The sequence below is a fragment of the Methylomonas sp. DH-1 genome (genome assembly GCF_046097555.1).
Taxonomy (GTDB): domain Bacteria; phylum Pseudomonadota; class Gammaproteobacteria; order Methylococcales; family Methylomonadaceae; genus Methylomonas; species Methylomonas koyamae.
This window is the reverse complement of record NZ_CP143089.1, coordinates 474,237-489,403: the sequence shown is the minus strand read 5'-3', so window position 1 is coordinate 489,403 and position 15,167 is coordinate 474,237. Positions and strand designations below refer to the sequence as shown.

12 protein-coding genes and 1 pseudogene are annotated in these 15,167 nt (G+C 58.8%); 2 read left to right on the top strand and 11 right to left on the bottom strand.

Translation table 11 applies throughout. From position 1 onward, the window contains the following. Positions 1 to 33: 33 nt before the first annotated feature. The 6 genes from can to VXJ35_RS02185 all read right to left on the bottom strand — a co-directional run bounded on the left by can (position 34) and on the right by VXJ35_RS02185 (position 10,144). Positions 34 to 666, bottom strand: coding sequence for a carbonate dehydratase (gene can, locus VXJ35_RS02210; RefSeq protein WP_064020317.1), 633 nt, complete (start codon positions 664 to 666; stop codon positions 34 to 36). A gap of 148 nt (positions 667 to 814) precedes the next feature. Beyond that, positions 815 to 2,374, bottom strand: a complete 1,560-nt coding sequence (locus VXJ35_RS02205; protein ID WP_064020316.1) for a NuoM family protein — start codon at positions 2,372 to 2,374, stop codon at positions 815 to 817. Next, on the bottom strand, positions 2,367 to 3,902 hold the full coding sequence (locus VXJ35_RS02200; RefSeq protein WP_064020315.1) for a NuoM family protein: 1,536 nt from the start codon (positions 3,900 to 3,902) through the stop codon (positions 2,367 to 2,369). Before VXJ35_RS02200 ends, VXJ35_RS02205 begins: the two co-directional genes overlap by 8 nt. Then, positions 3,899 to 5,470, bottom strand: coding sequence for a proton-conducting transporter membrane subunit (locus VXJ35_RS02195; protein ID WP_064020314.1), 1,572 nt, complete (start codon positions 5,468 to 5,470; stop codon positions 3,899 to 3,901). The genes VXJ35_RS02200 and VXJ35_RS02195 overlap by 4 nt, the downstream gene beginning before the upstream one ends. 8 nt (positions 5,471 to 5,478) lie before the next feature. Further along, complete coding sequence (locus tag VXJ35_RS02190) at positions 5,479 to 8,628, bottom strand: DUF2309 domain-containing protein (protein WP_064020313.1); 3,150 nt, start codon at positions 8,626 to 8,628, stop codon at positions 5,479 to 5,481. A gap of 43 nt (positions 8,629 to 8,671) precedes the next feature. Then, the gene (locus VXJ35_RS02185) at positions 8,672 to 10,144 is read right to left on the bottom strand and encodes a NuoM family protein (protein ID WP_064020312.1); all 1,473 of its coding nucleotides are present in this window, start codon (positions 10,142 to 10,144) and stop codon (positions 8,672 to 8,674) included. A gap of 208 nt (positions 10,145 to 10,352) precedes the next feature. Here VXJ35_RS02185 and VXJ35_RS02180 point away from each other — a divergent pair, with 208 nt between their 5' ends. Together VXJ35_RS02180 and VXJ35_RS02175 are read left to right on the top strand one after the other, a co-directional pair. Further along, positions 10,353 to 11,402 carry a low specificity L-threonine aldolase gene (locus VXJ35_RS02180; protein ID WP_064020311.1) on the top strand — a complete coding sequence of 350 codons (1,050 nt, stop codon included), beginning with the start codon at positions 10,353 to 10,355 and terminating at the stop codon, positions 11,400 to 11,402. Between the two features lie 107 nt (positions 11,403 to 11,509). Beyond that, positions 11,510 to 11,770, top strand: coding sequence for a DUF2024 family protein (locus VXJ35_RS02175; RefSeq protein ID WP_064020310.1), 261 nt, complete (start codon positions 11,510 to 11,512; stop codon positions 11,768 to 11,770). 71 nt (positions 11,771 to 11,841) lie between these two features. Here VXJ35_RS02175 and VXJ35_RS02170 read toward each other — a convergent pair whose 3' ends face one another. From VXJ35_RS02170 to VXJ35_RS02150, 5 genes and pseudogenes are all read right to left on the bottom strand, one after another. After that, on the bottom strand, positions 11,842 to 12,063 hold the full coding sequence (locus tag VXJ35_RS02170) for a type II toxin-antitoxin system HicA family toxin (protein WP_064020309.1): 222 nt from the start codon (positions 12,061 to 12,063) through the stop codon (positions 11,842 to 11,844). After that, on the bottom strand, positions 12,056 to 12,280 hold the full coding sequence (locus VXJ35_RS02165) for a type II toxin-antitoxin system HicB family antitoxin (RefSeq protein ID WP_064020308.1): 225 nt from the start codon (positions 12,278 to 12,280) through the stop codon (positions 12,056 to 12,058). The genes VXJ35_RS02170 and VXJ35_RS02165 overlap by 8 nt, the downstream gene beginning before the upstream one ends. A 316-nt stretch (positions 12,281 to 12,596) precedes the next feature. After that, positions 12,597 to 13,576, bottom strand: a pseudogene (locus tag VXJ35_RS02160) (IS5 family transposase). 158 nt (positions 13,577 to 13,734) lie between these two features. Next, the gene (locus VXJ35_RS02155) at positions 13,735 to 14,076 is read right to left on the bottom strand and encodes a hypothetical protein (RefSeq protein WP_157198042.1); all 342 of its coding nucleotides are present in this window, start codon (positions 14,074 to 14,076) and stop codon (positions 13,735 to 13,737) included. A 430-nt stretch (positions 14,077 to 14,506) separates the two neighbouring features. Next, complete coding sequence (locus VXJ35_RS02150) at positions 14,507 to 15,157, bottom strand: hypothetical protein (RefSeq protein ID WP_064020306.1); 651 nt, start codon at positions 15,155 to 15,157, stop codon at positions 14,507 to 14,509. Positions 15,158 to 15,167 lie beyond the last annotated feature (10 nt).

Sequence of the window (15,167 nt, the reverse complement as noted above, 5' to 3'; positions counted from 1 at the left end):
TGGCTTCAATCGGTAGTTAAGGGAGCTCGCAGTTTAATCCGCGTAACGGTAAATCGGATTGATCTGGGTGTTATGGTCGAGCTTGATCAATTCCTGGATCAAACCGTCGTTCAAACCGTATACCCAGCCGTGCAAACTGGGTTTGTGACCGTGGCGCCAGGCGGACTGGATAATCGAGGTATACGCCAAGCGGTAGACCTGTTCGACGATGTTCAACTCGATCAGGCGGTCCACTTTCTGCTCCGGCGAGATCGACTCCAGCTCTTCCTGGTGCAGGCGGTACACGTCCTTGATATGCATCAGCCATTTGTTGGCTATGACCAGATCGGATTTTTGCTGCTGCAACGCTGCCTTGACCCCGCCGCAACCGTAATGGCCGCAGACGATGACGTGTTTGACTTTCAAGACGTTGACGGCGTATTGCACCACGCTGAGGCAGTTGAAGTCGGTGACTATAACCTGATTGGCGATGTTGCGGTGGACGAAAATCTCGCCCGGTCTGGCGTTAACGATGGTATCCGCCGGCACCCGGCTGTCGGAACAACCGATCCACAAAAAATCCGGTTTTTGTTCCTTGGCCAACTGGGCAAAAAAATCCGGGTCCTTTCTACTGATTTCTTCGGACCAGGCTCTATTTTCTAACAATAATTTCGCAGGAGTATGCATAGTTGTCGTCCTTAATGGGGTAATCCCAATAACAGAATGAGTTTTTCGGTACGCCGACCTAAAGCAGGCCGGGCTGAAGTCAATACTATATCGATTCGAAACTATATGCCAATCAATTTTCCGGCCTGGTTCGCGCTTTCGGCCTAAGTTAAATCGAGCCCTGTTGGTAAACCACGGCCCGCGACGGAGTCAGCCCGGAAGCCGCGCGCACCGCCTCAGCTTCGGCCACGGCCCGTTGCCGCATTTGCAGGCTGCTTTCCGGCCAGGCTAATACGCTTTGCGGGCTGAATCCCACCATCAGCACCAGCACAGCCGGCACCAACAATAGCACCAGCTCGCGCGTCGTCAGATCGGGGCAAGTGGCGGAGACGGTTCCGGTCGGCCCGAAAAAGGCCTTCCTGGCAAAACCGAGCAAATAGGCGGCACTCAACACGGCGCCGAACAAAGCCACCAGCGCCAAGGCCGGATACGCCTGCAAGGTACCGACCAAAACCAGCAATTCCGCCGGAAAACCGTTGGTACCGGGTACCCCCATGTTAGCCAGCGCAAACAAAAAGAACAAGCAAGCCAAGCGCGGCGCCGGTTTGGCCAATCCGCCCAAATGCACCAGCTCGCAACTGCCCAAGCGCTGTTGCAACATACCGGCCATCAGCATCAGGCTGCCGGCGGCCACGGTAAAATTCAGCAACTGCAGCAACGCGCCTTGCTGGCCCTGGTAATTGAATGCGGCCAAACCCACCAATACCAAACCGACGTGGCTAATGCTGGCATAGGCCAGTAAGCGGCGCAGATTGGTTTGCTGCATTGCGATCAGGGCCGCGTATACCAGCGTAACCGCGCCGACGATGGCCAATAGCCAGCGGTGTTCCAGTGCCGCTTGCGGTGCCAACGGCAAGGCAAAGCGGACGATACCGTACAAACCCAACTTCAAACCGACCAACAACGCGCTGAGAAATGCCGGCCCTTCCATCGCCAGCGTCGGCAGCCAGGTATGAAACGGCACCAGCGGCGCCTTGACGGCGAAGCCGAGCATCAGCAGGAAAAACACCAGTTCTTGCGATGTGGCGTCCATCGGCGTGTTCAGCAACACCGGCACGCTGAAGGCCAAGCCGCCCGGCACGCCGCCGCCGGTGTAATGGGCGTGGTTCAACGCCAGCGTCGCGATCGCGAACAACAGCGGCACGCCGCCGAACAACATATATAAGGTGTACTTCAATGCGGCCTGGCGCCGTTCGGCACCGATCCCCCATAAACCGGCCAGGAAAAAAATCGGCGGCAACGTCAACTCCCAAAACAGAAAAAACAAAGCCATGTCCAATGCCACGAACACGCCGACGGTGGCGCTTTCCAATATCAGCATCAGCGCCAAGTGAAAGCGGTGCAAGCGCGTTGCCGCGTTCCAGCCGGCCAACAGCGCCATCAAGGTCAGCAAAGCCGTCAGCGGCAGAAACAATAGCGAAACGCCGTCCACCCCGACCGCGTAGTAGGCGTTCAGGCTGGGTATCCACGAGTATTGTTCCTGCCATTGAAAGCCGCCGTCGCTCGGATCGAACCCGTAGACGACGCCCAAAGTCAGCAGCAATTCGACGCCGGCCACCGCCAAGGCCAGCCGCTTCGCCCGGCCGCTATCGCGGACGCAGCCAATCGCCAACGCGCCGAGCAAGGGCCAGAGCAGGCATAGCGTCAATAACGGCAAACCTTCATTCATGGTGGGTCTCGTTGATATGGTGGCGATGGTGGGCCGGATAATGCTCGCCGATTTCGCGGGCTTCCTGGTCGATGTATTTCAACCAAGGCGTCGTATAAAAACCGGTGCCGATCAATAAACCGCATACGGTAACGGCGATAATGCGTTCTTTCAGTACCGGATGGTGGATACTGCCGTAAGGCTGCACGAAACGGCGCGGATGGGCGATGAACAGGCGCTGAAACGCCCATAATAAAAACGCCGCGCCCAGCACGTTGCCCAACAGAATCGAGATCGCGATCCACCAGCCGTGCTCTTCGATGGTGCCCTCGATCAGCAGGTGGGCGGCGTCGAATCCCGGCGTGCCCGGCATCACCATGGTACTCAGCGCCGAGATCAGAAACAGCAGGGCCAAGGTCGAATTGGTCTCGAACAGCCCGCCCAAGCGCGGCAGAAACGAGGTGCGGGTGCGTTCGTAAATCAGGCCGATACTGAACAGCATGCCGGCGGAAGCCAGACCGTAAGCCACCGACAACAAAATACTGCCTTCCAGCGCAAAATCGTTGAACGAAAATACGCCGATGGCCAGCATGCCGGTATGGCTGATTACCGCGAACGCGATCAAGCGCCGCATGTTGATTTGCATCAAGGCCAGCAATGCGCCGTAAAAAATCCCGATCAACCCCAGCGTGACGACGAAATGGGTCCATTGTTCGGCGGCGCCCGGCGTCAGCGGCAAGATGAAACGGATTAAGGCGTAGATGCCCAGCTTCAGGCCGTGCAGGAAAATCGCCGCACTGGCTGCGGTACCGTGTTCGCCCAGTACCGGCAGCCAGGCGTGGAACGGAAACAGCGGCATCCGCACCGCGAAGCCGAAGAACAGCAACAGAAAGATCAAGGTCTCGTTCGGAATCGCCAGATTATGCTGCTTCAACGCCAGCCAATCGAAGCTCAATTCCATACCGTTCGCCGCCAGACCGAAACTCAGCAACAGAAATCCGGCCAAACTCATCGCTAGAGCGGACAACCAGTATTGCAGCAGGGTTTTGACGGCCTGGTTACGCAAGCGGCCGGTACCGGCAACCATGGTCAGCAAGGCCACCGGCACCAGCTCCAACAGGCTCCAGCACCAAAACTGCAGCGTGTTCAGCGCCGCAAACGCGCCGATCAGAATGCCTTGGTAAGCCAGCAAACAGGCGACGAACAAGCGGTCGTTGCAGTGGCGGGTGATCAGGGTATAGACCAGTGCCAGCGCGCCCAACACCGCCGTCAACGGGATGAACAGAATATTGGTGCCGTCGACGCCGACCCGGTAGCCCAGGCCGTCGATTTTCTCGGCCAGATGGATGCCGGGGGCTTCGGCGTCGAACACCCACAGCAGATAAATGCTCAACACCACGTTCAGCACCGCGCCGGTCAACGCGGTCGGCCACAGCCGCCAGCCTTTCAAGCCCAAAACCGCGCCGCAGGTCAACAGCGGCAGCGCGGTCAACACGCTCAGCACCGGAAATGCCGCGGCAGCTTGCCAATAAACAATATCGGTCGTCATCGGTATCCCAAAGCCACCATCAAGGTAATCAAGACGAACAGTGCCAGATAACGGGCTCGCAGCAGCAAATGTTCGAAACGGTTGGCCGCCCGCCCCAGCCGGCGTCCGACCTGGATCGAGTCGCGGCCGATGCCGCGCAAGATGAAATGGTATTCGAACCAGTTCAGCAACGCCGCCGTCCATTGCGCCAGCTTGCCGGCCAGACCGCTACCCTGGGCGAAACGGTCTTCGGCACTGCTCAGATTGGCGCCCATTTTTTGCTCCTCGCGTTGCGCCAACGTCGACATCGCCCGAATCGCCGGCGCCGGCGAGCCCATCAGCGGGTCCAGAATCCGCTCTTCGATATAGCGGGCGTCCTTGGCCAATTGCAACACCGGCTTCACCAACAGCCAGTCCACGGCCGGTTCCAGCCAGCCGCGCTGTAACGAGGCCACGAAGGCCCAGCGGCAATCGGCAAGCGTGGCCGCGACCGGCGCTATCGGCCGGCCATGCGTGCTATGCAAAATCGACGGCGCCGTCAGGAACAGATAGCAGCGCACCACGGCATGCGCCGCCAAATGCCAGGCCGCCAACGTCCACCAGCCGCAACCGCATTCGACGAACATCAACCCCAGTTGCACCGACGCGGCGAATATCTGCGAGCTTTTGATATCGGTCTGGCTCAAACCCACCCAATAGCCGTAAACCGCCGTCATCGCCCCGATCGCCGCCAACAAGGCCATCGCCGCCGGCGCCTGCTCGAACAATGGCCGCAATTGAATGACCAGGAACACGCCGGCGTGCACCATCGCCCCGCCGTAAAAAATCGCGCTGGACGGCGTCGGCCCTTCCATCGCCCGCGCCAACCACGGCGTAAACGGGATCTGCGCCGATTTGGCGAAGGCGGCGACGGCAAAACTTAAAGCCAGCAAGGTGGCGTCGCCGCGGTCCAGGTCGGCCGCGCCGGCATTCAGGCTTTGCCAGTCGGCGGTTTCCAGCCAGGCCAGCATCAAGCCGATGCCCAGCAAAAATCCGCCGTCGCCGACCCGGTTGGTGACAAACGCGCGGGTGGCGTTGTGCGCCGCGACCGGCCGGTCGTAGGCGTAGGCGATCAGCAGATAGGAACAGACGCCGGCGACCTCCCAGCCGACGAAGGTGAATATCGCATTACCGGCCAACACCAACAACAGCATTGCCGCGGCAAACAGGCTCAGAATAAAGAAAAAACGGTGGAAACCGGGCTCGCGGTGCAGGTAATTGGCGGAAAAGCGGGCCACGACCAGCAACAGCACGCCGAATAAGGCCGCCAATGCCATATTCAAACCGCCCGCCTGCAACGAAAAGGCTATCGCCAGTTTGCCGCTGGCCAGCCAATTGCCGTAAACCTGTAACCCGCCGGCGCTGCCGGCCAGCTCCAACCCGACCAGACTCGCGGCCAACGCGGCGGACAAGCCAATCGCCGCTACCGCCAAGCGGACGCTGATGCGCTCGCCGGCGACACCGTGCAACCGATTAAAAAAATGCAGACCGCCGATGCACGATGCAGCGAGCAGCGGTAACAGCGGTATCAAGAATGCGTATGCGGCCATCGTCGTCGTTATTCCATGGTTTCCGGCTGTCGCACCAACATCGGCGCAACGGCTTGGGTCTGCCCGGCATAGCAGGCCGCCGAGTCGTCGCGCAGCGGCAACTCGCGCGGTTCCGGTTGCCAGGCTACGAAACCGGCGCGGCGGTCGAACAGGAAAATCCGGCCGTCGTCCGGGTCCACAGCGTTTAAATGCACCCAACCGCCGCCGACCAGTTCCTGCAACGCCGCTTGCCGGCCGTAAATGCGTTCCAGCACTTCGGTCTTGGCCTCGACCACGATTTGCAGCCGCATCGCCTCGTGAATTTCCACCATCTGCAACGGCAAACCGGTGCGCAAATCGCTGGCGGCGCCTTCCATCACGCCGAACAAACCGGTGACGTTATGCGGAATCTTGGTGCCGCAGCCGAGCCGGTCGTTATTGACGGTCGAAAAGTAATACTCCAGATTGATGCCGGCGCCGACCGGTCCGGCGGTCAGCAAAATGTTCTCCAAAATCGCGCCGTCGCCGTCTTGGGTCGGATCGTAGGAAATCAAAAACAGGCGGCGGTCGAAAAACACGCCCTGCGTCGCCGCGCGCCGGCCGATAAACGCCGCGGCGTTGGTGGCATGGCCGAACTCCGGCCGCACCTGGCTCAAGTCGGCGGCGCGGCGCTGCACATGGCGGAACGCGGCCCACGGCGCAGCCGGATAACCGGACGAGGCAAAGCGCCGGCAACGTTCCGCCGCCGCCCGCCGGTCGGCTTCTGCCAGATCGGCCTGCAACCGGGCAAAATCCGCGGCCAGCGCAGCCGGCACCAGATCCGCGTCGTACCAGTCAATCGCGTCGCTGCAGGTATCGTGCTGGCCGCCGACGAACCAGGTATCGTCCGGAATCGCGATGCCCTGGGCAGCCAACAAGGCGCGCACTTGCGGCCGGTTGGCCATAGCCGCGAACAACCTGGCATTCGGTCCGCCGCGGCGGCCGCCGCAGGCGCCGCAATCGTGGGCGGCCTCGTGCGGATTGTTTTGGCTGGTGGAACCGTGGCCCAAAATGGCGACGATGCGGGCAAAGCCGTAACTCAAGCCGGTGGTCCGCAAAAATTGGCCGACCCGCTGCGCCTGTTCCGCATCGTTGAAACCCGGCTTTGCTGCGGCCGGCGCTGCCGCATCCGCGCTGAACTGCAAGCGAGTCGGCGCCGCCGGCACCAGCCGCGTCTGCCAGGCCTGTTCCAGACGGTATTGCAAGTCCGGCCACAGGGTCTTGCCCAACAACCGGGCCAGCTTCAACGGCGCAAACAGGTATAACAGCGGATAAGCCCGCAACAGATGCCGGCGCAAGGTTTGATACAGCCAATCGCTCAGGATTTGCGCCCGGTTCAAGCCGGCGCGATGGGCGGTCAGCGCATCCTCGCTGCCGGCCAACCCGATTTCCTCGACCCGGTGCGCCGGCGTGACCACCACCGGGCACAGCGGCGCGGCGTGATGGTCATCCAAACCGCGGTAATCCATCGCCACGCCGAAAAATCCGGCCGCACCCAAGGTTTCCACGGCCGGGTTCAACTCTTCCAAATGGCGGCGGAAACTTTCTTCGCGCTCGTCCATGCAGAAAAAAACCTGGGCCTGCGGCCGCCGCTCGCGCTGCCGCCAACGGCCACGGCCACGGTTGGCGTGCAAGGCCTGCAATAACTCCTGGCGGTAATGGCGCTCGTAAGCATCCAACCACACCATGGCCCGTTGTTGGCCGTCGAAAGCATCGACGATAGGCAACCAGGCCAGCAATTGGCTTTTGTCCATAGCGGACACGGTGTCGGGCGCCAAAGCCAAGTGGCGGCACAGCGAAAACAGCCGCCAGCCATGGTCGCACGCGTTGACTCGGTTTGGAGTTACCGCCAATGGGCTGTGGCGCCAGGTTCGAATCCGTTCCGCCAGCGTTTGCCACGCTTGCCGCGAGCTATCGGCGGCGGACAGCACTTGCTGCGCGGCCTGGGCCAAATACTCCGGCAATTCGCCGGCGAACAGCGCCCGGCGCACGGCGAATTCGGCTCGGTGCATTTCAAAGTATGCCTGCAACCGGTCGAGTTGGGCCGGGCTATGCCACAGGCTGCGGCACAGCGCTTGCGCGTAGAGCCGGTCCAACACCAGGCGGATGGCCAGATAGTCGGCCAAATCGACCGGTACCGGCCGGCCTTCCCGATAATCCGGGTGCCGCTGCCGCCAGTTGACCAGGCCGGACCAGCCCGGCAACTCCAGCGCCAGCCGCCGCAAATAACCTTCCCAGCGTGCCGCCGGCAACGCCATGGCCTGCAATTGCTGCACGATGGCGTCCAGCGGCTGCTCCGGCAAGCGCGCCGTGATGCCGCGCCAATCGTCCAAATCGTGAAATAACGGCAGCGCATCGTACTCCAGCGCCTGCCGCCAAGCCGCATACAGCCCCAGTTCCTGGCGCTGCGGCAAGCGCCAGGCCGCCAAACCTTCGTCGAGCAGCGACGCGCACAAGCGAATCAATTGCGGCCGCACCGAATCCAGAATGTCCTTGCCGGCCAACGCCAGCAGCACGCCGCGCCAGGTCCGGCCATCGCCGACCCGGCCGAACCAGCGCGCCGGACTTTCGGCATCGTCCATCTGCGGCAACCAGTCGTCGAGTTGCTCGGCGGATAGCTCCAACATGTCCTCGGGGTGCAACTCGGCTGCGGGCAACTCCAATTTGGCCGATACGGCCTGCCACAGCTCCGGCAACGGCCCGCAGCCGCAGGTTTCGCTGGCGAACTCGGCCGATTCGCGCAGCCGCCAGGCGAGTTGCTGCGGGGTAATAACCTGGATGTCGTGCAATAAAACCGCGCGGTAAAGTTCGCGCTGCGTCGCGCCGGGGTAGCCGGCCAGCGGTTCGGTTAAAGCGCTGCCGAAGCGCTGCTGCAGCGCGGCATCGAGATCGCGGTCGGTGATGCGTTGTTGCCGGTAGAACTCGCGAAACTGCTCGGCCGACAGATAGCAGTCGATGCCGGTCAGCTCGGTAAATTCGGCCAAGGCTTGTTCGAACGGCAAATGCTGAAAGCCGTGCAAGGTATTGTGGTGCACGAAATCGTGGATCGGCGCCTGGCCGGGCAATACGTGGTCCAGATGCTCGAGCGCCTGGCGGACAATGCCGCGCGGGTCCAGTTCGCCGGTGACCGACATCGCCATCAGACCGCTCCCGAATCGGCCCGGCCGACGTAGCTTAGCCGCATCACAGCAACCTCTCGCCGATCACGGCCAACATTCGCCCCACCGACGCGGCCGATAACTCGATCAACGGCGCCGGCAGCAAGCCGAATACAACGATACCGCCGACCAAAACCGCCGACGCTGCCAGCTCAGGCGGCGTCAAATCGGCAACGTCGCGCATCTGCGGCTTGACCGGACCGGTGAACAGCAGGCCGATGGTGCGCATGGCATAGGCCGCGCTGATCAGTATGCTCAGGCTGAAAAACGCCATCCAGCCGCCCCATTGCTGAAAGCCGCCGATCACGGTGTGCAATTCGGCGACAAAGCCGATCGAGCCCGGCAGGCCCATCGCCGCCAGCAGCGCCAGCGTCGCCAGCCCGGCAAAACGCGGCATCACCTGCACCAACGAACTGTAATCCTGGATATTGCGGGTATGGGTGCGTTCGTACAGCAGCCCCACCAGCAGGAACAAGGCGCCGGCGATCAGGCCGTGCGCGCTCATTTGCAGAATGGCGCCGATGAAGCCGGTCCGGTTCAAGGTGGCGATGCCGAGCAACACCACGCCCATGTGGCTCAACGACGAATAGGCCACCATCGCTTTCATATCCGGCTGGCGCCAAGCCAGCAGGCCGCCGTAAACCATACCGAACAGAGCCAGAAACATCAGCAGCGGCTGGATCATTTGCGCGGCAACCGGCAGCATCACCACCGACCGCAGCAGACCGTAAGCCCCCATCTTCAATAAAATGCCGGACAACAGGATACTGACCGCGCTCGGCGCTTCGACGTGCGCCAGCGGCAGCCAACCGTGCAGCGGAAAAATCGGCATCTTCACGCCGAAACCGATCAAAAAACCCAGCAGCACCAGCACTTGTTCGACGGCCGGCATGTTCTGCGCCGCCTGCCCCATCGACGCCATCAACGAGCCCTGGTTCTGCAAGTCGTACTGGCTGATCGCCAACAAACTCAGCAGCATGAACACCGAGCCGCCCATCGTGTACAACACGAAGTTCAGGCTGGCGGCATGGCGGCGTTTGCCGCCCCAGCGGTCTATCAGAAAAAACAACGGGATCAGGGTCACTTCCCAAAAGATATAGAACAAGGCCCAGTCCTGGGCCATGAACACGCCGAGCATGCCGAATTCGAGCAGCAGGATGCAGATGTGGTAACCCTTGACGCCGTCGGCCAGATTAAAGGACGCGATCAGCGAAATCGAGGTCAGTAGCGCCGCCAGGACCAGCATCGGCAACGACAGGCCGTCGATGCCCAAGGCATAGGCGCTACCGAGTTTGGGGTTGAGCGGGTAGAATTCGTTGAATTGCAATGCCGGATCGGCGGCATCGTAGCGCGCCAACAGTATGCAAGCCAGAACCAGCGCCGCAGCGGCGAACAGATTGGCCGCCAGGCGCACCGCTTGCGCCCGCTGGGCGGGAATCAGTACTAGCACCAGCGCCCCGGCAGCGGGGGTCCAAAGCAGCGTGCTGAGTATGGCCATCGTTGATAGGGTAATGAGTCGAAAATGGCCGCATTCTACCGGCTATTGGTTGAAAAAAGCCATTTTTAAAAGCCGATTGGTTGAAATAAACCAAAACTAGCGCCCATACCGATCCGCCCGTCCCGCGCTAGCGGTAGCGCCGCCGCAACCGCTTGGCCAACGCCGAACCGGAACCCTTTTTCCAGCAACTCAACCGCGTCGATACCCCATGAATTTCGCATCCGACAACTGGGCCGGTACCCATCCGGCAATCGCCCAACACCTGCTGGCCGCCGGTAGCGGCTTCGCCGCACCTTACGGCAACAGCGAACTGGACCGCAACATCGAACGCCGCTTCTGCGAATTGTTCGAACGCGAGGTTGCGGTATTTTTCGTCGGCACCGGCACCGCGGCCAACGCACTGGCCTTGGCTGCAATCAACCGCCCCGGCGGCGTCACGTTTTGCCACCGCGAAGCGCACATGCTGGAAGACGAATGCGGCGCGCCGGAGTTTTTCACCCACGGCGCCCGGCTGGCGCCGGTCGACGGCGACTTGGGCAAGATCGACCCGGCCAAACTGGCCGCCGAAATCGGCCGCTTTCCGCCCGGCTTCATCCACGCCGGCCAGCCGATGGCGGTCTCGATCACCCAGGCCACCGAAATCGGCACGCTGTACCGGCCCGATGAAATCGCCGCCATTGCCGAGGTCGCCCGCCGGCACCGGCTGCCTTTGCACATGGACGGCGCCCGCTTCGCCAACGCGCTGGCCGCGCTGCAATTGACGCCGGCGCAAATGACCTGGCAACTCGGGGTGGACATCGTCTCGTTCGGCGCCACCAAAAACGGTTGCTGGTGTGCCGAGGCTTTGGTGTTCATGGACCCGGAGGCAGCGAAAGACCTGCCGTTCATCCGCAAACGTGCCGCGCAACTGTTCTCCAAAAGCCGCTTCATTGCCGCCCAATTCGAAGCCTATTTGCAAGACGGGTTATGGCTGGAGCTGGCCGGGCACGCCAACGCGATGGCGGCCCGGCTGCAACAAGGCATTGCCGCTTCCCGCCGCGCCCGTCTGGCCTGGCCGGCGCAGGCCAACGAGGTGTTTGCCGTGTTGGAACGGAGCGATGCCGAGCGGCTGCGAGCAGCCGGCGCGGTGTTCTACCCGTGGAATCCGCCGCATGCCAACCCCGGCCTGCTCGCCGAAAACGAGGTGTTGCTGCGCCTGGTCGCCAGCTTTGCCACAGAAGCCGAAGCAGTGGACCGCTTTATCGAACTATTGCAGTGATCGGCCGCGTTCTGCAAAGCAATCGGCAAATTAGTATTGATTCGATATAAAATAGCCTGACCGGATATGCCGGCCAATACCGATTTTTTGCACCAGGAGAACTCACTATGCAGATCCATGTTTACGACACTTACGTCACCGCCGGCGACGGCCGATTGATGCACTTCGACGTATTCACCGCGGAACGCGACGACCAACAGGCAATCGCCTATGCCAAACAATGGCTGGCATCGATTGGCGAAGCGGATGCGGCAGTCAGCAGCAAGGAGTGCCGTTTCTGCCACAGCCAGAAAGCGCCGGCCGACGTGATCGACAGCATCAAACGCGACGGATACTTTATTTACAAAATGGAAGGCTGCCCGGCTTAGCCGGCACGGACCTTAAGGGACTGGAGCGTGGCGGAAGCGGGTCGGCTTGAGCGTTTTGTTGTGAAAATGCCTCAGGATTCGAACTCGGCTTTTGGGATACCGGATTGGCGAATGATCGATTGCAACGTACCGATGCGAATTTCGTCGTGATTCGGTACCGGCACCGTGATGGTCGAATTTTCGAGTTGCTTTTGCATGACGATGTGGCTGCCACGCTGCCGGACTTCGCTAAAACCATGCACCGATAAAATGGCGCAAAGCTCCTTACCGGACAAAATCCGCAATTTACCCAACCGCGACCTCCAATCGGGTGATGTAAACTTCATCATGAAGGCGGGCGTCTATTTCTTCCGGTGAAGCGGTTTCGAAAAACAGTTCCAGCGCTTCCTTAAGGTTCGATTTCGCTTCTTGGACAGAGCTGCCCTGGCTGGCGATATCCAGTTCAGGGCAAAGCGAAACATACCCGTCGCCTTCGCGTTCTATGATGGCGGTCAGTTGCCGGTGATTCATGGTGCGCTCCAACGAAATGCCAAGAGTGGCCAACAGTTTACCTTTTGGCTAAGCAAACAGGCTTTCTTTTTTCCATGTTCCAACGCTGCTGCGTACCCGAAGGGCATAAATGGGAACGCATACCAACCTTCATGCAGTATGGACTCCCACTGAGGGAAGCTAAGGAAGCGCTGAACAAATCAAACCGCAAGCCGCGCCTTGCGACCCAAGCGTAATTTTTTACAAACATGCGCTGACGGATCGTTCAAATAGCCCCAATTCCTGCGTTTTTTATTCCCGTCTACCGTGTTTGGGCGCACGGTAGACGGATTTCGGCCTAGGCCGCCATCAACTGGCGGCGCAGCAGATACAAATTGGCCAAAGCCACCAGCCAGTTCACCTGGGCTGTGTTCTTCTCCAAGCCTCGGTAGCGAGTCTTGCGAAAGCCGAACTGGCACTTGATGATCCTAAAAATGTGCTCGACACGGGCGCGGACCGACGAATATTTTCGGTTGCGCTTACGCTGGCGGCTCGACAGGTTTTTGCCGGGCTTGCGCTTGTCGTTGACGCACCAGCTCAGTCCCAGATGCCGCGAGCCTTTTTTGTAGTCGTCGCTGGTGTAGCCGGCATCGGCAAAGATGACTTGATCGTCTTCGCGGAGCAGCTTGGGTAATTCCACGATGTCAGCCGTGTTGGCCGAGGTCACCGTTACACTGTGTACGGCCCCTGAATTGACGTCGGCGCCGACGTGGATTTTCATCCCGAAATACCACTGATTGCCTTTCTTGGTTTGATGCATGGCCGGATCGCGTGCTTGATCCTGATTCTTGGTCGAGCTCGGCGCGTGAACAATCGTGGCGTCGACCATCGTACCCTTGGAGACCAACAGGCCTTGGTTTTTCAGGTGGTCGTTGACCGTCGATAGCAGCACCTCCGTCAACTTGTGCTTCTCCAGCCAGTGACGGAAGTTGAGAATCGTGGTTTCGTCCGGCAGCGCTTCGGTAACGCTACCAAAACCGGCAAAACGCCGAATGCTCTCGATTTCATACAGTGCATCTTCCACTTGTGCCCTGTGGGTATTTGTCGGTCCGAGTAGCTGAACCATTGTTGCATGCAGTAGATACGGAGCATGCGATTCAATGCCATCGGTTGCCGGCCGCGGCGACCGCTCTGCGGATAATGCGGTTCGAGTTGGGCCAACAGTAATGTCCAGGGCACCACTTGCTCCATTTCCGCCAGAAATTTTTCCCGCCGGGTTTGGCGTTTTTTGCTGGCATATTCAAGTTCGGCAAAACTGGTTTGGGTGGGGGCATTCATCGGCTTGTCTCGGTACGATCAGATGGGGGATATTATCCCATCTCCTGACGGAGGATTTAATCAGCGCCTCCCTAACCAAACCGCCGAGGGAGCCTTCGATAACGAAACCGCCTCGCATTGGTGGGACTGGTTGAGCGTTTTGGTTAGCTTTGTCACTTTTAATTGTTCCCGGTCGATCTTTTCTCTTTTGAATCTATGAATTTGCCAAACAGAATTACTGAGTAATAGAAAAAAACAAAGCCGGCTCCGATGCCAACGACACCAGATCCGGAAAAATTTGCTAGGCGACCAATGTGGCTGCCTGTACCTATGCACCAAAAGAAATAGGCGAACAGTGTACATATTGAAACGACCAATTTTAGCTTTTTTAAAACCTCGGTTTTGTTGTCCCCGCATAAGAAAAACAGGGCAAATGGACCAGCCAAAGCGAACGCATATATGAATGGGATTATTGCTCCCATGCCAATCCATTCCGATATATATTTTAAATAGTGGCTCATTCAGTCTCGATGAAGCTAACAAATAAAATGGAATCTCCCTCCCCAAATGGCGCGACGGGAGTTGATTGTCCGAGGCGGCTAAAAACGTGCAGCGGTTGCACTCGTCGACTAAAATGCCCGCGCTGTTTGGGCCATGCTGAATCGTGGAGAAAATTATCGATTAACCGCGGCCCAACCGGCATAACCGCGAGAGAAACCTGATCCAGGATTAAACCCAAAATCAAGAGGCGTTAGCAAATATGGGCATTCTGTAGCTTCCAGTGCTGTTAAAATCATTTCTCTAATCACTGGTTCGAATCCTAATTAGGCATAACGTTTGAGCTAAGGAGCGCCTTGCAGGAAAAGCGTGCCACTTGACCGAAAGAGTAAGTGCCATGTGAGTCACTCTAATTTGGACTTAACAGGTTGGTGAAAAACCATGTTCTGGTCACTAATTCAGATGGATCGGGCCTTTATTTAGTATAAAGATCAGCCTGTCGACACTAAATATAGACTCTATTGGTTGTAAAAAAGAGTTTTTCACCAACCTGTTAAGAATTGCCACAACAGCAACGATGACTGTTATGAAAGCGGCAGACCATGAGGCAAAAGGTAAATCGGTCGCCCAGTCTAAGGCAGTGGTGTAAAACCGGATTGCATTTAGAACTCCCCATCCAATTGCACCAATAGCAATAATCCAACGGAATTTATATGCCCGGAAAAACACAGCAGCCACAAAGAAGAATGCTCGTTTCTTAAATCGAGGATTTGCACCGTAACCCCAATTACCAACTCGCCTACCAAATGAGGTCACTCGGTAATCTAAAGAAGGTGGCGCCAATTGTCTGCGCCTTTCAACAAGACGCAGAGTAACGAACATACTTGCGTAATTTACGAGGGCATTCAGAAGTTGGTTTTTTTGCTTGGCATTTTGAGGATCGTATTTCTTCCCTTCAAACGTTAAATTCTCGCGCGTGAAGCGATTTTCAATATCCGACCAATTCAGCCATCCATCAGATGAATGACCACCGCCGGATAAGGGGCGATAGACAACGATACCGTGGAACAACTCAAACCAAAGACGTAGATCGTCGCCGAGCATAGTGACACTT